The sequence below is a fragment of the Curtobacterium sp. VKM Ac-2861 genome (genome assembly GCF_013204965.1).
Classification (GTDB): Bacteria; Actinomycetota; Actinomycetes; order Actinomycetales; family Microbacteriaceae; genus Curtobacterium.
Window position 1 is genome coordinate 412849 of sequence record NZ_JABMLA010000004.1, and the last position, 18686, is coordinate 431534.

Below are 18686 nucleotides of genomic sequence, written 5' to 3' on the forward strand. Positions count from 1 at the left end.
TGGGCGATGGGTGGTAAGCGGAGCCGTGATCGTCCGGTAATCGACCGGCGAGCGAGCACACCGGCTGGTACCCGTCGCGATCGGTAGTGCGTCTCATCCGGCATGCTCGTCTTGTGGAGTTCTCGTGGTGGACGTGGTGGGGGCTCATGGTCATCGCGCTGACGGGGCTCGGGCTCATCGGGCGCGCTGCTGTCATTGCAATTCGTCGAGATGGGATTGGCCAGGCGAAAGCCGAGCGCGGAACTAGTGCTCCGTGGTTTTGGCCCGGGATCGGATTGCTCATCGTCGCGGGGCTCCTGCTGATCCCGTGGGTCATCGCACTCGACAGCTGACTGCTGGCAGACCGACATCGACTCGGGAAGGTATCCGTTACCGATCGCGCTTCGCCTTCCGAAGGGCGAAGCGCCACAACCAGATGCCCGCGCCGAGCCAGAAGATGCCAAGCGCGGTGTTCACGATGGCCAGGACCACGTCGAGATCCGGCCGGATGAAACGGACGACCGACGTCGTGATGAACACCAAGCCGAAGGCGAAGGCGATCGTGCCCAAGTCCTTCGCGCTCAGAACGTCCACGGGGCCAACATAACCCGCTGGCAGCTCGTTCCGAGAGTGCCCAACCGCGGCCATGGCCTCCTTGATTCGAGCGAGCGACAGGTCGACGGTCACCGCGCACTCCAACAGCCGCGGCATCATCTTGTCGGTCTGCCCGTTGTGATCCCGCCCGTTGTTGCCGATGAAGTGCCGCGTCTCGAGGATGCCTTGCTGTTCCTTCGTGATCCCGATCCAAGAAAGATCGGCAGACGGCGTCATGACTCCATTCTGCTGATCAAGAATCGTGTCCGCCACCCGACCACGATGAGAGCCCAGATGATGACCAGGTCGTCTCGACCGGTGTGCTCTCCCCAGGGTGTTCTTGCGAGGCGTGCCTTCATTGCTGTTGTCTCGATCGATTCTTCTCCGTGAGGGACCCCCGCGTACCGAAGCCGAGCCGAGCGTAGCGCCCTGGTCGGCTCCCGTGAGCTGGTCGTCTTGCGCACGCTCGGTTGGCAGCGAGAATGAGTTCGTGCAGATCGAAGCAGTGGACGAGCGGCGCTACGGCGCCGAAGGCGAGCGCGACACGTTCGTCGTGCACTTCTTCCATGCACCCAGCGGCGAGATGGTCGCACCCGACTGGGACGCCACGAGTTGCTCGGTCAGTGTGATCCGCGTCACCGACGCGACGTACCGCGCGGCGTTCGCAGAAGCTCGGCGGATTGCTGCTGGCGATACGTCGCCGACGCTCTTCTCGGTGTCACTCGAGACCGCCGATCCGAATGGCTCGGGAATCCTGCGACTGTTCGGGACCGACCTCAACATGGAAGGACTGGAGCTCGACCTCGATTCGCACGCGGCGAAACGGGAGATGTTCGCCGAGTTCTTCAGCCGCGACCGTACTGCGCACGCGTGATCGGGGATCTGGAGCGCAACCACTGACGGACTGGAGGCCCGATGCCAGCTGGCACTGTGCCTCCAGTCCGTCACGTACCGCACTCGATGAGCTGTTCGTGGTGCAGGTGGAGTCGCCGTCCGCATCGCTGTGCAACGCGCTCACTGTGGGTGACGATCACGAACTTGGTCCCTGCTTGCTGCAGCTGATCGAAGAGGGCGAGCACGCCGTCTTCGGTCGTCTCGTCCAGTGCGCCGGTGGGCTCATCGGCGAGGACGACGACTGGGTGCTTCGCGATGGCTCGGGCGATGGCGACGCGCTGTGCTTCTCCTCCCGACAGTCGTCGTGGGCGCTTGCCGGCGAGGTGACCGATGTCGACCGCCTCGAGGGCGTCCCGTGCTCGGTCGGTCGAGCCGGCACGAGCAGGGACTCCGAGTCGGACGTTGTCGAGCACACTGCGGTCGCCGAGCAGGCTGTGGTCCTGGGTGACGATGCCGATGTGTCGGAGCCGGTGTTCCGCCATCCTGCGTGGGGTGCGCTCGAGCACGCGCCCGTCGTGCTCGTAGGTCCCCGTGAAGTCGGTGTCGAGACCGGCGAGGATCCGGAGCAGCGTGCTCTTGCCGGATCCGCTCCGCCCGGTGATCGCGACTGACCGATCGTCGTCGCGAAGGGCGAAGCCGAGTCGGTCGAACAGCGTTCTGGTCGATCCGTCGGGCTCGGTGATCGTCTTCGAGACGTCGCGCAGCGTGATCATCGTGGGGTACCTCTTCGACGTCGGGTGGTCAGTTCGATGCGGACGGCTCGTCGGCTGAATGCGCCGTCCACCACGCACCAGAGGAGCAGGGCGGCACCCGCGCCGGATCGAGCCAGCGCACTGTCGTTGGGGAGCACCGCGCTCGTCGCGAGGAACAGCCCGATCGCGGCGGTGAACTCCGTGAGGCGGCTCGCGCGGAACAGTCGGTTCGTGTGGTTCGGACTCTTTCCGAGGAGATGGTGCACCCGCGCGACTGGCGCTCGACGGTGATGGAGAAGTCGGTTGAGGAACGCCGTGATGATGCCCACTCCCGCGGTGAGCGAGACGAGCAGCGCGGTGACGAGCACCAGGTTGTCCTGGATGAGCTGGCGGACGAGGGAGAGCTGCACGAGGTAGGTCGGAACTCCGAGCAACGTGTACGACCTGAAGCCGGTGTCGTCTCCGATCTCGTCGAGTCGCGCGACGACGCCACTGAAATCGAGGCTGCGATCGACGGCGAGGTCGGCGTTGAGTACCTGGAACACCAGGCGTCCGAACAGCTCGGGATCCAGCCGGTCGAGTGCTACTCGGTCGAGTTCGGCGAGGGTCGGCGGGTAGGGCACGATGACGGTGTCGTCGAGGTAGTGGTTGGCATCGCCGCGGAAGTACATGGCACTGTTCGGTTCGAGGAAACCGACGACCTCGAGCTCCCGCTCCTGCAGGATGACCGAGCCGGTGAGTCGCTGTCCGAGCTCGTACACGCCGCGGTACTCAGCGCCCAGGAGCACCGGCAGCTGGCCGGACCCCCAGTCGACGGCATCCCACTCGATCGGCTCACCGTCCTGCACGGAGAGCCCCGCGAACTCGTACGCGGTCTCGTTGAGTTGGAGGGACTTGATGTCCTGAACACTTCGCCCCGTTTCGTCCTGGTACTTCCCGTTGAGTGTGTACTCGGTGCCGTAACCGACGTCGAAGCGGTCGTCGCCGCGGAAGTCCTGCACGGTGACGGGTTGGTCGTACGAGGAGATGAAGTCGAATCCGGGCTCGTCGTCGATGCGATCGACGAACGAGGCGACTTCGTCGAGCGCGTGCTGGTCTCGCCGGATCGCTTCGAAAGCGTCCGGGTCGAGATCGTCGATCACCGTGTACAGGTCGACGTCGGCGTCAGCGGACAGGCCCTGGGCCACGGCCTGCGATGTTGACTGGGTGAACGACGCCACGTTGTACCAGCAGAGTGCGAGCAGCACGAGCAGGACGATCTTGGCGACGATGATCGGCCAGTTGGACCGGAGGTCGTTCAGCAGTTCCATCGACGGCTTCCCTGCCAGAACGAAGCGACGGACACGGCAAGCACGACGCTTCCGACCGCCACGACTGCGGCGGTGACGTCGAGGTCGAGGGTGGTGGTCTGCCTGACGACCGCCGCGCCCGTGAGGGCGGTCGTACAGGCGGCGGTGCCGATCACAGCGACTCTGGCGGCCGCGCTGCGAAGGGTGTTCAGCGGTCGGAACCCGGTGGTGAAGCGGACGGCGGCGGTGCGAAGTTCCCATCGTCCAGCCTGAAGACCTGCGACCACGGCGATGAGCATGATGACGAGCGCGCCGAGCGCGACCAGGACCGGTGACACGGCGTCGACGTTCGTCCTGCGGTTCGTGCCGTCGTCGATGATCTCAACGACTCGTACACACGGATGCTCGCGAGCGACGTCCGGTACCGGTTCGTCCTCGACGCCAGCACGATCTGACGCCCAGTCGGCCGTTCGCACCCGGGTCGGTGATCTGGACGAGTCCCCAGCGGGGAGTCGTTGCGCCAGGCGTGTTCGCATCCCCGGGCCGTAGTGTGGCGGCACGCGGTCTTCGACTGCTGGAGCAGGGCACGACCGGCCACTTCTGATCACAGCATCTGGAGTGACCCCGTGGGCGCCGACCGCGAACGACGACTGTTGCAGACGATCATCGCGCTGGTCGGCAGCGCCACCAGCTCAGAGGACCTCACCGGGCGCCTGCAGCACCTGGTGGACGAGTCGGCGGCGTTGTTCGACGTCCACGCTGCCGGGCTGATGCTGTTCGGCTCGGATCACCGGTTGCAGATCACCGCCTCGGTGGGGCACCACAGCGGACTGCTCGAGCTCCTGCAGCTCGAAGTCGGCGACGGGCCCTGTCTCGAGGCAGCGCGGACGGGGAGCGTGGTCTCGATCCCCGACGTCCGAGTGGCCGAGCCGCGATGGCCGCACTTCTGCCGGGCCGCGGCTGACGCCGGGTACACAGCCGTCCACTCGATCCCGCTGCGGCTCCGGACCACCGTCATCGGATCGCTCAACCTGTTCGGCGAGTCCGCCGGCGCGTTCGACGAGGACGACCTCATCGCTGCGCGGGCACTGGCCGACATCGCAGCGGTCTCGCTCATGCAGCAGCGCACCATCGACGACGCGGTGACGACGCAGGGGCAACTGCAAGCAGCACTCGACAGCCGTACCGTCATCGAGCAGGCGAAGGGGTGGATCGCGAACCGGAACGGGGTGGACATCGCGACCGCGTTCTCCCTGCTGCGCGACCACGCGCGGCGGAACCAGCTCCCGCTCGCCGAGGTCGCCCTCGCCGTCCTCGCCGGACGGACCACCCTCGGCTAGTCCCCGCCCCCTCGCAACGCTGCGCCGGTACGTGTTCCAGACGGACAGGAGGCCCGATGCCAGCTGACACCGTCCCTCCCGTCACGGCCGTCGCCCCGCTGGCGCGGTGCGCCGCTCAGCCAGACTCAGCCACGCGCCCGGCGTCGCCGCTTTCGCTCGTTTCCGCTTCGGTCACCCGGAGCGCCGTCCTGTGGATCACGACGTGGCTGCGGTCGAAGCGGCCACGGCCACGGACGTTTCCGGCACCGCCCCACCCCAGCCGTTGAATCCGCCGAACACGACCCGCACCGGGACGGCCTGGGCCCGGTCGGTCACGTACCGGTACACGCCGCCGGGGCGTCCGAGCCACAGCACACGCGCCGGCGTCGCGGTCGTCGCCACTGTCCGGAGCTCGACCAAGTACTGCCCGGAGGGAATCTGGAACTGTGCCGTCTGCTCGCTGTCGAGCAGCGTCGAGAACCGGGTCGAGAACGACGCACCGGTCGTCGCGTTCGTCACCGTGACGCGCGCGCCACTGAGCAGCGGCGACGGGGTGCGGGACGCCGTGTCGGTGTAGACGACCAGGTCGTAGTCGCTGTGTGCGTAGTGCCTCGACAACGTCACCTGCGACGCTGGGAGGGTCCCGCGCTGCTGGTACACCCGGGTCTTCCAGACGGCGGGCGACGCCGTGCCGCTGGCGTAGGCCTCGATGCGGTACTTCCCGGTGCTCAACCCGACGAACCGGTACTGGCCCGCGCTGTCCGAGGTCGTCCGGAACACCTGCGAGGTGTCTTCGTTCCAGGCGTACATCAACCGTCCAGCAGCGGGACCCGAGGGGCCGACCACCCCGCCCTCCACGGTGGCGCCGATCACGAGCGGCACGGTGACCGCGACCGTCGTGCCGCCGCGGACCACGATGGCCGAGCGGAGTCCGGGGGCGTAGGTCTGCGTTCCGCGCGGCGGGAGTTGCCGTGTGGTGACCGTCACGGTGTCCGGGGCGGGGATGCCGGTGAACGTCGCGGTGCCGTCGGCATCGGTGGTGGCGGTCCCGACGACGGCGTCGATGCCGATCGCAGCGATTTCGACGTCCGCCAACCTGATCGGGGTGCCGTCCGGCGTCGCGAGCTGCACAGCGATCGTCCCCGACCCGGCCGCGGCCGCTGGCGGCGCCAGGCCGACCATCGCTGCTGCGGCAAGCGCCACGACCAGTGTCGTTCCCGTCATCAGTCGCATCGCGTTCCCCGCCCACCGGTCGTACCTTGCGGGGGACTGTACGCGTCGTGCGAGTGGTGGGGAAGGACGGCGTCCCGGTTGCGCACCAGGAACGTCGGCGTTCAGTACCTCGTTTCCGCGGCTTCTTGCACAGTGCGGTGCGCGCTCCGGAGCGTCGCGTGCACTACTGTCCTCGGCAGAGGGAAAAAATCCCGCGCTGCTCCGGCAGGCGGGACCGCACACGCGTCTCACGGGAGTCGCCACTTCTTCATCGAAGGAGTGTGCCCGTGTCCGACCCCATCGCTCGCCCGCCGTTTGACCCCGAACTCGCGACCTTCCTGACGGCGCTCGAGGCCCGCGGTCCGTTCACCCTCACCGCGGAGATGCTGCCCCGCATGCGACAGCTCGACGTGCCCGAGGACGTCGTCGACGAGCGCCTGCGTTCTCGCGGGTACCAGCGGCGGAGCGTCACGGTTCCGGGGTACCTCGGTGAGCCCATCGACCTCGCGATCATCGACCGTGTCGAGCGCACCGGAACGACCGCGGCCGTCTACTCGATCCACGGCGGGGGCATGATGTTCGGCCACCACCTCGGGAACCTCGACTCGTTCGACGACTGGCTGCTCGACCACGACGTGGTCCTCGTCAGCGTCGACTACCGCCTCGCACCCGAGTACCCCGATCCGTACCCGGTGGAGGACTGCTACGCCGGTCTCGTCTGGGTGGCGGCGCACGCCGACGAGCTCGGCATCGACCCGGCGCGGATCGTCATCGCGGGGCAGAGCGCGGGCGGCGGACTCGCGGTGGGGACGGCCCTGCTCGCCCGTGACCGGCAGGGTCCCGACCTGATGGCGCAGATCCTCGTGTCACCCATGCTCGACGACCGTGACGAGACCGTCTCGACCCAGCAGATCGACGGCGTCGGGGTCGCCGACCGCCAGATGAACCGCTTCGCGTGGGACGCGTACCTCGGCCCACGCCGTGCCACCCCTGACGTCTCCGAGTACGCCGCGCCGGCTCGTGCCGCAGACCTGTCTGCGCTGCCGAAGACCTACATCGACTGCGGCAGTGCTGAGGTCTTCCGCGACGAGGACGTCGCCTTCGCGAGCCGCCTCTGGGCAGCGGGGGTCGACGCGGAGCTCCACGTCTGGCCCGGTGCCTTCCACGGGTTCACGAGCATGGTGCCCGACGCCGCGATCTCGAAGACCGCGACCGCGGCCCTCGCGGACTGGACCCGACGACTGCTCGGCGATCCTTCCCGGGACGACGGAGGCCGACACCCCCAGATGGGCCTCGATGGTGTCAGCGGCTGACGGTGACGCGTTCGACGGAGGTTCCGCCACCACCGTCGGCCTCGATGGACGCGGCATCGCGGAGAGGGAGGCCGTCGTCGGTGATGATCGTCGACAACTCGTCGAGTCCGAGGACCCGGTACCGGCCGAACGTGCCGTACTTCGAACTCGTCGCGACGAGCACGGTGGAACCGGCTGCGCGCGCCGCCGCCTTCTTCGGCTCGACCTTCGACTCGGACGGGATGGTGATCCCGCGACGGAGGTCCCACGAGCTGGTGCTCAGGAACGCGATGTCGATCGAGAGCTCTGCGAGCACGATCGAGGGGAGCCGTCCGACGGTGGACTGGTTCTGCTTGTCGAGGCGTCCGCCGACGACGATGACCTCGATCGTGGGGTGGTCGAGGTACGACGACGCGATGACGAGGTCGTTCGTCACGACGGTCAGGTCGTGCAGGTGGTCGAGGTAGGGCCGCATCGCCTGGATGGTCGTCCCGGCGTCGAGGTAGACCGTCATGGACTCGTGGACGAGCTGGGCTGCCCTGGCAGCGATCGCGTCCTTCTCGCGGACCTCGGTCGTGGACTTCTCGATCCGTGGCGGCTCGCTCGCAACCCGTGCGACGCTCTTCGCGCCGCCCTGGGTCGCGATGACCCGGCCCTGTTCCTCGAGTTCGGCGATGTCCCGCCGGATGGTCATGTGGCTGACCCCGAGGAGACCGGCGAGCTGGCGGTAGCTCAGGACGGAGTCCTGCCGCAGGTGGCGCACGATCAGGTCGCGCCGCTGCTCGGGGATGAGCGGCGGTTCGGACGTCTGCGGCTCGCTCACACGGTCACTGTAGCGATCGTCGGGTCCACGGCGTGCCGTACCGGTCGGCGAGCTCGATCGCGTCGTCCTCGGACAACAGTCGTCGGTCGTGTCCCGCGGTCAGGACACTGATGCGGCACGCCTCTTCGAGCTCGATGGCGGCTTCGAGGGCGTCGGCCGTGTCCGTCCCGCTGACGACCTGGCCGTGGTTGGCGAGCAGGACGGCCCTGGAGGGTGTCGGCTCGTCGCGGATGAGCGCGCCGATCTCCGGGTGGCCGGGAGCCCGGTAAGGGATGAGTGGCGTCTGCCCCACACGCATGACGAAGTACGGGGTGATCGGTGGGATCGCGCTCGTCGCGGACCACGGCGCGAGGCAGGACGCAGCGACGGAGAACGGCGAGTGCACGTGCACGCATGCGCCGTGCGTCGGGTTCCGGGCGTACATGGCGAGGTGCATGGCGACCTCCTTCGACGGCCGCGGCCCGTGCACGTGGGTGCCGTCGAGGGTGAGCTCGGCGATGCCGTCGGGGCGGAGGTCGCTCAGGTCGGTGCCGGTACCGGTCATCGCGACCCGTCCGTCGCGGAGGACGCTGATGTTGCCGGTGCTGCCGGGGCTCAGGCCGGCCGCCGCGAGGCGCTTGCCGGTGTCGGCCAGGGCAACGGTGACGTCGGCGAGCCAGGGGTCGGTGGTGTTCACGCGAGGGCCTCCCATGCGGTGACGAACATGTCCGGCGACCCGAAGTTCCCGGACTTCAGTGCGATGGCGATGCGGCGTCCCGATGCGGTCACCCCTTCTGCCCAGCACACACCGGGGGCGATCGGTGCACCGATGACGAGCCGCTGGATCCCGAGCCGCGAGACCACCGCGCCGGACGTCTCCCCGCCGGCGACGATGCACTGTGCGAAGCCGTCGGCGATCGCACGGTCGACGATCTCGGAGAGTGCGTGCTCGATCCGGGTCGAGCTGTCGGCGTCCGCGGAGACGTCGGACGGAACGCCGACGCTGTAGACGACGGGTGCGCTGTCCGCGGGTTGCGCTCGGAGCCAGGCCACGGCCTCCTGGACGACCGCTGGTGCATCGACGGCGAGCCGGGCGACGTCGAGCTGGTGCGTGGGGGAGCCGGCCGCGACGGCGGATGCGATCTGCTCGCGGGTGCGCGCAGACGCGCTGCCGCAGACGACGAGGCGGCGGCCGACGGGCGCGGTGAAGGCGGCGGTGGCGTCCGCACTGCCCGGTGCGACGCCGAGGGCGAGCCCGGAGCCGCCGGACCGGAGGACGTCTCCCTCGGTGGCCGCGGCGATCGTGACGAGGTCGTCGTCGTCGACCGCGTCGACGACGACGTACGGATCTGCGGACGCGTCGAGTGCTGTCCGGACTGCCTCCGGCCCGGCCTGCACCGTCGTGAGACGGACCTCGCCGACGGTGTGCCGGGTCTGCGGGCGGAGGATGTCGGCCACGCGTGACTTCGTCATCGGGGTGAGCGGGTGATGCCGCATCGAGGAGTGCTCGAGCAGGTCGGACCAGACGAAGAGGTGTCCTTGGAAGGTGGTGCGGCCGTTGTCGGGGAACGCGGGGACGACGACGCAGCGTGCAGCACCGGTGCGTTCGACGAGTGCGTCGAGGACCGGTCCGATGTTGCCGCGATCGGTCGAGTCGAACGTGGAACAGTACTTGAGGAAGAACCTCGTGTGGCCGGCTGCCGCGAGACGGTCGTGCGCGGCGAGCGATTGGGCGACGGCGACGTCGATCGGCGCCGTCCGGGTCTTCAGCGCCACGACGGAGACGTCCGTTCCGGGGTCTGCGCGCGCGTCGGGTGCCGTGAGGACCTCGGTCCGGTAGCCCCGGGCGGCGTACGCGGTCGCGATGTCGGTCGCTCCGGTGAAGTCGTCGGCGATGACGCCCATCGTGGCCATGTCGTTCCCTCCTGACGATGCCCGCCGCTCTCCGGCGCGCGTCCTCCAATGAGAATACACGTGAATCCGTGTGAAAGAAGTTGAACAACTGTGACAAGCGGTGTTACGGTGGCGATCGCCCGGTGGTCACCTGACCCGGTCATCGGGCACCTGATCAACGAGGAGACGAGGAACGATGGCGATCCAGCAGCCCAGTGGCACGCAGACCCGAGTCGCGCTGACCGGCGCGCGCGGAGGCTACGGACGGACCCTCCTGGCACAGCTGCGGAACGTGGCCGACATGACGCCGACGGTCCTCGTCGACCCGGACGGGGCAGGGGTCGAGTCGATGCTCGCCGACCTCGGCATCAGCGACGCCACCGTCGTACCGGACCTGGCGGGGATCGACTGGAGCGCGATCGACGTGCTCGTCGAGGCCACCGGCCGGGTCGCCGCCGGCGTCGCGTACGCCGAAGCCGCCATCGCGCACGGCGTGCACGTCGTCATGGTGAGCAAGGAGGTCGAGACCGTCGCCGGCGTCACGCTCGCCGCCACGGCCGCCGCGGCCGGCGTCCGCTACCTGCCCGGCGACGGGGACCAGCCGGCCAACCTCATCCGCCTCGTCACCTGGATCGAACGTGTCGGGCTCGACATCGTCGCGCTCGGCAAGTCGGGGGAGTACGACCTCGTGTTCGACCCGACCGCCGGCACCGTGACCCAGGTCGACGAGACCATCCCCGCGCCGGGCATGGCCGACCTGCTCGCCCTCGGGGACGACCTGCACGCCACACTCGCCGCGCGCGCCGACCTGGTCGCTCCGCTCAAGCGCCGTGCCGCGGCCGACCACTGCGAGATGACCGTCGTCGCCCAGTACACCGGGTACACCGCCGACCGCGAGGACCTGCACTACCCGGTCGTCCGCACCACCGAGCTCGCCGACGTGTACGCGGCCCGTGCCGACGGCGGGATCATCGACCGTCCGGGCAGCCTCGACGTCTTCTCGATGCTCCGCCTGCCCGACGAGGCGAGCTTCGGCGGAGGTGTCTTCGTCGTCGTCCGCACCGGCGACCCGGAGACCTGGAGCCTGCTCGCCGGCAAGGGGCACGTCGTGAGCCGGGACGGCCGCTACGCCTGCGTGTTCTGGCCGTACCACCTGATGGGCGTCGAGACGCCGCTCACCATCGCAGCCGCAGCCTCGGGCACCGCGACCATCCCGGTGCCGCGCCAGAGCTCCGTGCTGGCCGGCCGGACCGCCGAGCCACTGACGGCCGGCGCGGCCTTCCAGGTGGCTGGGCACCACCACGAGGTCGCGGGCATCGACCCCGTCCTGCTGTCCGATGACGACGCGCCCGCGGGGACCGCGCCGTTCTACCTGCTCGGCGGTGCACGGCTCGTCCGCGACGTGCCCGCCGGTCACCTGCTGACGTTCGATGACCTCACCGGGATCGACGAGATCGGGCAGCGCATGTTCGAGGAAGCCCGTGCGGCAGGTTCGCGAGCTGCGCTGTGAGCGCACCGGAACTCCACCTCGTCTTCGCCGCCGTCGCGATCGTCCTGCTCGTCATCGGCATCGCGAAGTTCAAGCTCAACCCGTTCCTCGCGCTCCTCATCGGTGCGCTGCTGCTCGGGTTCGCGAGCGGACTCGGCGTCGAGAACACCGTCGGCACGTTCGAGCAGGGATTCGGCGACACGCTCTCCGACACCGCTCCGGTGATCGGACTCGGGTCGCTCCTCGGCGCGATCCTCACCAGCACGGGTGGGGCGAACCGGATCGCGGACGCCTTCATCGGCAACCGCAAGGTCGCGCTCATCCCGATCTCGATCGCCGTCGCTGCGCTCGTCATCGGCCTGCCGAACATCTTCGACGTCAGCTTCGTCATGCTCGTGCCGCTTGCCTACGCCCTCGCACGCCGTTCCGGCACACACCTGTTGTTCGTCGGGATGCCCCTCGCCGCCGGCCTGTACACCGCACACGGCCTGCTCCCACCGCACCCCTCACCCACCGCCGCGGTCGCCGCCTACGACGCGAGCTTCGGACTGACCCTGGCACTCGGCTTGGTCGTCGCGATCCCGACGGTCATCCTCTGCGGGCCAGTGCTCACCCGGGTCGCCTCGCGCTGGTTCGGACCGGCACCCGACCTCGATGCCGGTCCCGCTGCCGGGTCCCGTGAGCTGACGGAACTGCGCCCGCCGCTGTGGCTCGCCCTCGGCGTCGTGCTCCTCCCGCCGCTGCTGCTCGTGATCGGCGCGTTCGGCGTCGACGCCACGGCCGACGGCACCGTCTTGCACACCGTGTTGACGTTCTGCGACGACCCGGTCGTCGCGCTGCTCCTGGCCGTGGTCGTCGCGATGATCGGCCTCGGCCGGACTTCCGGATCGTCGATCGCGACGATGGGGAGCGTCGCCGGTTCGGGACTCAAGACAGTCGGACCGGTGCTGCTCATCATCGGAGCCGGCGGTGGACTCGCAGCGATGCTCGCCGAGACGGGCGTGAGCAAGGTCATCGTCGAGTACGCGCAGGGATGGCACGTGCCGGCACTCGTCCTGGCCTGGGTGATCGCTGCCCTGCTGCGCATCGCGCTCGGGTCGGCGACCGTGGCCACCGTGACGGCAGCCGGGATCATCGCTCCGCTCGCTGCGGCCGACCCGTCGATCTCGCCTGAGCTGCTCGTGCTGGCCACGGCGTCGGGCTCGGTGATGCTCTCGCACGTCAACGACTCCGGGTTCTGGCTGTTCAAGGAGTACTTCCAGCTGTCCGTCAAGCAGACGTTCCGCACGTGGACGCTCATGCTCTCCCTCCAGTCGGTGATCGGCCTGGTCGGCGTGCTGCTGCTCTCCCTCGTCGTCTGACCCGACGCAGCCTGCGCTGCACCCGACGCGGCGCTCGCCGCCCCCGACGCGGCGCTCGCCGCACCCACCCCGTGCAAAGGAGCATCATGACCGCGTCCACCCGCCTCGAGCCGGACAGCGATCCCAGCGTCGCCCGCCCGACCAGGATCCGCTGGGCGATCGTCGTCCTGCTGTTCGTCTTCTACACGATCAACAGCGTCGACCGCAGCGCGCTCAGCGTGGCCCTGCCCTTCATCGGGGACGACTTCCATATCTCCGGCACCGTGCAGGGGATCATCCTCAGCTCGTTCTTCTGGTCGTACTGCCTGCTCCAGATCCCCGGCGGTCTGACGGTCGACAAGTTCGGGCCGCGCACCGTGATCGGCATCGCCTCCGTCATCTGGGGTTCGTTCATGGCCCTCGCCGGGTTCGCCGCGAACGCCGTGATGCTCGTGCTCTCCCGCATCGGCCTCGGCGCGTTCGAGGCGCCGTTCATGCCGGCGGCATCGTCGCTCGTGTCGAAGTGGATGCCGCCGCGCAAGCGAGCAAGCGGCGTCACGTTGATCGATTCCGGTGCCCCGCTCGGCGCCGCGGTCGGCGGGTTGGTCGTGGCATGGCTGATCGGTACGACCGGTTCGTGGCGCGTCTCGTTCGTCATCATCGGCGTGTGCACGGTGCTGTTCGGCATCGGCGCGTGGTTGTACCTGCGGAACCGCCCCTCCGAGCACCGGTCGGTGAACGCCGCCGAGGTCGCCCTCATCGAACAGGCCGAAGACGAGCAGTCCGACCGCCCCGGGGTCAGCCGCGCGAACGTCGTCGCGATGGTGGTCGGACGTCTGGCGTGGGCGATGGTGTTCTGGGGCCTGGTCACGTGGGGGCCGAGCTACCTCTCCGCCGCCCGTGGACTCGACCTCTCCGCGCTCGGGTTCGCGACGTTCCTGATCTTCTCCTGCGGCGCGGTGGGCGAGATCCTGAGCGGCTTCCTCGCTGACCGTCTGCAGCGCCGGTTCCGCCGGAACGTGGCGTTCAAGATGCTGTTCGGCGGCTCGGGCGCGCTCAGCCTGGTGGCGCTCGTCGCCCTGCCGTTCGTCACCGACACCGCCGTCGCCGTCGCGTTGCTGTGCATCGGCGTGTTCTTCAACCTGTTCGGCGGGCTCTACTGGACCATCCCGTCGATGCTCGCGAAGCCGAGCAACGTCGGCATCGTCGGCGGCGTGATGAACTTCGCCGGTACCGCCGCCGGCATCATCGTCCCGATCGCGGCCGGGGTGCTCCTCGACCTCACCGGCGGGTACACGGCAGTCCTCGTGTTCCTCGCGATCGCGGCAGCCGTCTACCTGGTCGGTTCGCTCTCGATCAACTTCACCGGCACCACGCGGACGGAGCCCGCTCGTGCCTGAGGCCGGGTACCGCGGCCCGGTCATCGACGCGCACCACCACCTGTGGCAGCTCGCCGACGACCGGTACCCGTGGCTGCGGCCCGGCGTCCTCGTCCCGCACCGCTACGGTGACTACTCGGCGATCAAGCACGACTACACCGCCGCCGACCTGCTCCGCGACACCGCTGGTCAGGGGGTCGTCGCGACCGTCTCGATGGAGGCCGAGTGGGACCCGGCCGACCCCGTCGGCGAGACCCGGTCCCTGGAACGGGTCGCCGCGACCACCGGGGTGCCCGGCGCGATGGCCGCGCAGGCGCGGCTGGACGCCGACGACGTCGCCGAGGTGCTCGCCGCACAGGCGTCGCACCCGTCCGTCCGCAGCATCCGGCACAAGCCAGGAGGCCCGGCTCGGCTCGAGCAGGTCGGGTCCGGTCGGACGCGCATGAGCGACCAGACCTGGCGCGCCGGCTACGCGCTGCTCGCCGACCACGGACTCCACTTCGAACTGCAGACTCCGTGGTGGAACCTCCACGAAGCGGCCGAGCTCGCCGTCGACCACCCCGAGACGCTGATCGTCGTGAACCACGCCGGCGTGCTCCTCGACCACGGCGCACGGACCATGCGTGGGTGGCGTGCAGCGCTCGCCGAGCTCGCGGACCTGCCGAACGTCGTCGTGAAGGCATCCGGACTGTGCACCGAGGCCGACGGCTGGGACCAGTTCGTGAACCGCGAAGTCGTCCTGACACTCGTCGGCCTCTACGGCGCCGAGCGGGTGATGTTCGGCAGCAACTTCCCCGTGGACGGCATGTTCACCACCTACGCGGCGATGCTCGACGGTTTCCGGGACATCCTCGCCGACCTCCCGGCGGCCGGGCAGCGCGCCGTGTTCCACGACACCGCTGCCCGTGTCTACCGACCGACCCGCATCCACCAGCCCGCCAGCGCTTCGTAGGGAGCACCGACCATGACCATCGCCAACGGCCACCGTCCGAGGATCCTCGACGCCCACCACCACTTCTGGGACCTGCAGAGCGAGGGGCACTGGCCCTGGATCCAGACGGATGTCAACGCCGACTTCTTCCTCGGCGACTACGCCGCGATGCGCCACACCTTCATGCCCGATGACTACCTCCGCGCGACCGCGGGATGGGACGTCATCGGCACGGTGCACTGCGAGGCCGAACGCTCCCGCACCGAGCAGGTCGAGGAATCGGCATGGCTCACCGCGCTCCACGACACGGACCCGCGGTTCCCGATGGCGGCCGTCGGACACGTGTTCTTCACCCAGCCAGACCTCGACGACGTGCTCGCGGGGCACGCGGAACACCCCCTGGTCCGCGGCGTCCGGTCGAAGCCCGTGACCTCCGCGCACCCGGGTTCGACCGTGCGCGGGGTCCCCGGGTCCATGCAGGACCCGGCCTGGATCGCCGGTCTGCACCGACTGGCGGCGTACGACTTCAGCTGGGACCTCCGCGTGCCGTACCACCACCTCGCGGAAGCGGCCGACGTCGTCCAGGACATCCCGGACACCACCGTCGTGATCAACCACTGCGGCCTGCCCCTGGACCGCAGCGACGACGGACTCGCGATCTGGCGCCACGGCATGGAACGACTCGCCGCCCTGCCGAACACGGTCGTCAAGGTCTCCGAGCTCGGCCTGCCCGGGAACCGCTGGGACCGTCCGAGCAACGAAGCGGTGGTCCGCGAGACCCTCGCGGTCTTCGGTCACGACCGGTCGATGTTCGCCTCGAACCTGCCCGTCGCGACGCTCACGGCGCCCGACTTCGACGAGGTGATGGACACGATCCTCACCGGGGCCGCCGGGTCCACCCCGGACCAGCTCGACGCCCTCTTCCACGGCACCGCCGCTCGCGTCTACCGCATCCCGCTCGCCGACACCGTCGGCTGATCCGACACCGAACGAAGGAACCCGATGACCACCGTCAACGACGACGCACTCTTCCGGAAGGTGTCGACCCGCGTGCTCCCGCTCGCGATGATCGGCTTCTTCCTGTCCTACCTCGACCGCGTGAACATCGGATTCGCGCAGGAACAACTGAGCACCGACCTCGGCTTCTCCTACGCCGTCTACGGACTCGGCGCCGGCCTGTTCTTCGTCGGGTACTTCATCTTCGAGATCCCGTCCAACCTGATCCTCGCCAAGGTCGGTGCGCGGAAGTGGATCGCCCGGATCATGATCACGTGGGGCCTCATCTCCGGGTGCATGTTCCTCGTCGACTCCGAGACCACGTTCTACGTGCTGCGGTTCCTGCTCGGTGTCGCCGAGGCCGGCTTCATCCCCGGCGTGCTCTTCTACATGTCCCAGTGGTTCCCCGCCAGCCGTCGCGGCCGAGCATGGGGCATCTTCTACATCGCCCTCGCCGCCTCGGGGGTCGTCGGCGGGCCGGTGTCCGGCTTCATCCTCGACGGCATGCGCGACGTCGCGGGTCTCGACGGATGGCAGTGGCTCTTCATCATCGAGGCGATCCCGACGATCGTGTTGGGCTTCGTCGTCCTCCGGTACCTGCAGGAGGACCACCGCACCGTGCGCTGGTTGACCGAACCCGAACGCAGCCGGCTGGGCGCGCTCCTCGACGCCGAAGCCCCACCCGCCGGACACACGAAGCTCCGGGAGGTCTTCCGGAGCCCGATGATCTGGATGCTCACCGGCATCTACTTCTCGTACAACTTCGCGCTCTACGGCATCAGCTTCTGGCTGCCGAACCTCATCCGTGACCTCGGAATCGACGGCGACGTCACGGTCGGTCTCGTGTCGGCACTCCCGAGCATCGCCGCGATCGTGTCCATGGTGATCTTCGGCCGCAGCTCCGACCGACACGGCGAACGGAAGAAGCACATCGCAGCGGCCTTCGCGCTCAGCGCCGTCGGGTTCGTCATCTGCATCCTCGCCGGCGACCAGGCGGTGCTCGGGATCATCGGACTGATGCTCGCCAACGCCGGCGCCCTCTCGATCCCAGCCGTCTTCTGGAGCTTCCAGACGTCGATGCTCAGCGGCACCGCGCTCGCCGGTGGCATCGCGCTCATCAACTCCACGGGGAACCTGGCGGGGTTCGCGGCGCCGTACGCCATCGGCGCGGCGAAGGACGCCACGGACTCGGCGACGATCGCGCTGTGGATCACCGCGGGGTTCATGGTGCTCGGCGGTGTCCTGACGTTGACGGTGCGGACCGCGCGTGCACATGCCGCAGTGCCTGGCCGGGTCGAGACCCCCGACCTCACCTCGTAGCGAGCTGCGTCACGGCGCGAGGAGCCACTGGCTCAGCGGGTGGACGAGGTACCGCAGCGAGGCTGCCTCCCACGCGGCGCCGATCACGAGGAGGGCGAGGGCGGGGACTGCGAGGGTGCCGAGCTGCTGGAGTCCACGTCGGTACCCGTCCCGATGACGCTCCGCCCCGGCAGCCCCGGGGCGGAGCCAGTACTTGCCCAGCAGGAACGAGCCCAGCAGCAGCAGGACGTACGCCTGCAGCTCGATGAGGAGCGTGATGGAGTGCGGGATCAACGCCACCCAGCCTTCCCCGGTCGACGGCACGAGGGTGATCCCGGTCTGCACCGCCCAAGCGCCGAAGATCGCGAGCCCAGCGAACGGGACGACCAGTGACGGCAGGACGAGCGTGAGCAGGCTCAGCCGGAGGACGTTGACGGCGAGGATCGTCAGTGCGAAGAGCGCCGGCGAGCTCACGAGTCGGGTGACGAGTCCGGCGGTGCCGTCGGCTTCCATCGCGGACATCCGGGCGTCGGTGAGTCCGGGGAACACGAGGCCGATCGCGAAGCCCAGCACGACCAGCCCGTACGCCGAGAGGTTCAGGACGAGGTACGCGCGGGACTCCCGTCGGACGATCTGGTTCGAGCCTCGCACCACGCTGCGGCCGACCGGCGGCGTCACGAGGCTGCTCCGCCGTCGAGCAGCCAGTGGTAGCGCAGCCGCGTCGCTCGCTCGACCGCTCCCAGGGCTGCCGCGAAGCCGAGCGCGACGTTGGCCCACGGGGTCAGGTGCACAGGCGACTCGAACGTGCCGACCGTGTCCGCGATCGGCGGGATCTCCGAGATCGGCTCGAGCACCTGCAGGACGTTGAGACCGACACCGACGAGCAGCACGACGACCGACACGGCTCCGACGATCCTGCTCGCAGCAGGGTGGCGCTGCGCGAACCGCAGGCGGCGCCCTTCGGCCGAGCGAGGGTCGGGAACAAGCTGCCGCTGGGTGCCGTCCTCGGCGACGAAGTGGCAGCGGCGCAGCCCCGACTCGCTGACACGGACCTCGATGTGCCCGCCGGCGACCGGGAAGCGTGCAGGGACCCGCGAGACGAGGGTGACGGTGCCGTCGACGTAGAGGCGAGCACGTACAACGCCGTCGGTCGCGTCCCCGCCGTGGCGGACGTCGATCGTGTGGTGGGCCGGGACGCCGTTGCGCGTCAGGGTGATCGACATCAGTGAGCGCCGCGTCGTCTGCCACCAGCGGAAGGGCTTCAGGCTCGTTCCGTCACCGGGTTT

General features: G+C 69.1%; 19 protein-coding genes. 9 read left to right on the forward strand and 10 right to left on the reverse strand.

Features of this window, described 5'->3' with window-relative positions:
• Positions 1-369: 369 nt before the first annotated feature.
• A complete protein-coding gene (locus HQQ88_RS12890; protein ID WP_173169632.1) occupies positions 370-846 on the reverse strand; it encodes a hypothetical protein in 477 nt (158 codons plus the stop codon).
• A gap of 217 nt (positions 847-1063) precedes the next feature.
• Here HQQ88_RS12890 and HQQ88_RS12895 point away from each other — a divergent pair, with 217 nt between their 5' ends.
• Positions 1064-1447 carry a hypothetical protein gene (locus HQQ88_RS12895; RefSeq protein WP_173169633.1) on the forward strand — a complete coding sequence of 128 codons (384 nt, stop codon included), beginning with the start codon at positions 1064-1066 and terminating at the stop codon, positions 1445-1447.
• Positions 1448-1517: 70 nt separating this feature from the next.
• Here the strand turns inward: HQQ88_RS12895 and HQQ88_RS12900 are convergent, their stop codons facing one another.
• From HQQ88_RS12900 to HQQ88_RS12910, 3 genes are read right to left on the reverse strand one after another with little or no spacing between them, the layout of a single operon-like run.
• Positions 1518-2180, reverse strand: coding sequence for an ATP-binding cassette domain-containing protein (locus HQQ88_RS12900; protein WP_173169634.1), 663 nt, complete (start codon positions 2178-2180; stop codon positions 1518-1520).
• Positions 2177-3469: a hypothetical protein gene (locus HQQ88_RS12905; RefSeq protein WP_173169635.1), complete on the reverse strand. Its 1293-nt coding sequence runs from the start codon at positions 3467-3469 to the stop codon at positions 2177-2179. The genes HQQ88_RS12900 and HQQ88_RS12905 overlap by 4 nt, the downstream gene beginning before the upstream one ends.
• Complete coding sequence (locus HQQ88_RS12910; RefSeq protein ID WP_173169636.1) at positions 3457-3924, reverse strand: hypothetical protein; 468 nt, start codon at positions 3922-3924, stop codon at positions 3457-3459. Before HQQ88_RS12910 ends, HQQ88_RS12905 begins: the two co-directional genes overlap by 13 nt.
• A 150-nt stretch (positions 3925-4074) precedes the next feature.
• On the opposite strand from HQQ88_RS12910, the gene HQQ88_RS12915 reads away from it, so the two are divergent.
• Positions 4075-4788: a GAF and ANTAR domain-containing protein gene (locus tag HQQ88_RS12915; protein ID WP_173169637.1), complete on the forward strand. Its 714-nt coding sequence runs from the start codon at positions 4075-4077 to the stop codon at positions 4786-4788.
• A 195-nt stretch (positions 4789-4983) separates the two neighbouring features.
• On the opposite strand, the gene HQQ88_RS12920 is transcribed toward HQQ88_RS12915, so the two are convergent.
• Positions 4984-5991, reverse strand: a complete 1008-nt coding sequence (locus tag HQQ88_RS12920) for a carboxypeptidase-like regulatory domain-containing protein (protein WP_173169638.1) — start codon at positions 5989-5991, stop codon at positions 4984-4986.
• Between the two features lie 275 nt (positions 5992-6266).
• Here HQQ88_RS12920 and HQQ88_RS12925 point away from each other — a divergent pair, with 275 nt between their 5' ends.
• Positions 6267-7292 (forward strand): alpha/beta hydrolase, encoded by a 1026-nt coding sequence (locus HQQ88_RS12925; RefSeq protein ID WP_173169639.1) that lies wholly within the window; start codon positions 6267-6269, stop codon positions 7290-7292.
• Here the strand turns inward: HQQ88_RS12925 and HQQ88_RS12930 are convergent.
• From HQQ88_RS12930 to otnK, 3 genes are read right to left on the reverse strand one after another with little or no spacing between them, the layout of a single operon-like run.
• Positions 7282-8094, reverse strand: coding sequence for a DeoR/GlpR family DNA-binding transcription regulator (locus tag HQQ88_RS12930; RefSeq protein ID WP_173169640.1), 813 nt, complete (start codon positions 8092-8094; stop codon positions 7282-7284). The two genes, HQQ88_RS12925 and HQQ88_RS12930, sit on opposite strands and share 11 nt — an antisense overlap.
• 4 nt (positions 8095-8098) lie before the next feature.
• Positions 8099-8770 carry a class II aldolase/adducin family protein gene (locus tag HQQ88_RS12935; protein ID WP_235035866.1) on the reverse strand — a complete coding sequence of 224 codons (672 nt, stop codon included), beginning with the start codon at positions 8768-8770 and terminating at the stop codon, positions 8099-8101.
• On the reverse strand, positions 8767-9987 hold the full coding sequence (gene otnK / locus HQQ88_RS12940; RefSeq protein WP_159572042.1) for a 3-oxo-tetronate kinase: 1221 nt from the start codon (positions 9985-9987) through the stop codon (positions 8767-8769). The genes HQQ88_RS12935 and otnK overlap by 4 nt, the downstream gene beginning before the upstream one ends.
• 175 nt (positions 9988-10162) lie before the next feature.
• On the opposite strand from otnK, the gene HQQ88_RS12945 reads away from it, so the two are divergent.
• The 6 genes from HQQ88_RS12945 (at position 10163) to HQQ88_RS12970 (ending at position 17421) form a co-directional block, all read left to right on the forward strand.
• Positions 10163-11476 (forward strand): homoserine dehydrogenase, encoded by a 1314-nt coding sequence (locus tag HQQ88_RS12945; RefSeq protein WP_173169641.1) that lies wholly within the window; start codon positions 10163-10165, stop codon positions 11474-11476.
• Positions 11473-12816: a gluconate:H+ symporter gene (locus HQQ88_RS12950; protein ID WP_173169642.1), complete on the forward strand. Its 1344-nt coding sequence runs from the start codon at positions 11473-11475 to the stop codon at positions 12814-12816. Before HQQ88_RS12945 ends, HQQ88_RS12950 begins: the two co-directional genes overlap by 4 nt.
• Positions 12817-12902: 86 nt before the next feature.
• Entirely contained in the window at positions 12903-14195 is a 1293-nt protein-coding gene (locus HQQ88_RS12955; protein ID WP_173169643.1) for an MFS transporter, read from the forward strand.
• Positions 14188-15126: an amidohydrolase gene (locus HQQ88_RS12960; RefSeq protein WP_132100911.1), complete on the forward strand. Its 939-nt coding sequence runs from the start codon at positions 14188-14190 to the stop codon at positions 15124-15126. Before HQQ88_RS12955 ends, HQQ88_RS12960 begins: the two co-directional genes overlap by 8 nt.
• Before the next feature lie 12 nt (positions 15127-15138).
• Positions 15139-16083, forward strand: a complete 945-nt coding sequence (locus HQQ88_RS12965; RefSeq protein WP_173169644.1) for an amidohydrolase family protein — start codon at positions 15139-15141, stop codon at positions 16081-16083.
• 24 nt (positions 16084-16107) lie between these two features.
• Entirely contained in the window at positions 16108-17421 is a 1314-nt protein-coding gene (locus HQQ88_RS12970; protein WP_173169645.1) for an MFS transporter, read from the forward strand.
• 9 nt (positions 17422-17430) lie between these two features.
• On the opposite strand, the gene HQQ88_RS12975 is transcribed toward HQQ88_RS12970, so the two are convergent.
• Together HQQ88_RS12975 and HQQ88_RS12980 are read right to left on the reverse strand one after the other, a co-directional pair.
• The gene (locus HQQ88_RS12975) at positions 17431-18078 is read right to left on the reverse strand and encodes a hypothetical protein (RefSeq protein WP_216834669.1); all 648 of its coding nucleotides are present in this window, start codon (positions 18076-18078) and stop codon (positions 17431-17433) included.
• On the reverse strand, positions 18075-18623 hold the full coding sequence (locus HQQ88_RS12980) for a hypothetical protein (RefSeq protein ID WP_254067080.1): 549 nt from the start codon (positions 18621-18623) through the stop codon (positions 18075-18077). The genes HQQ88_RS12975 and HQQ88_RS12980 overlap by 4 nt, the downstream gene beginning before the upstream one ends.
• Positions 18624-18686 lie beyond the last annotated feature (63 nt).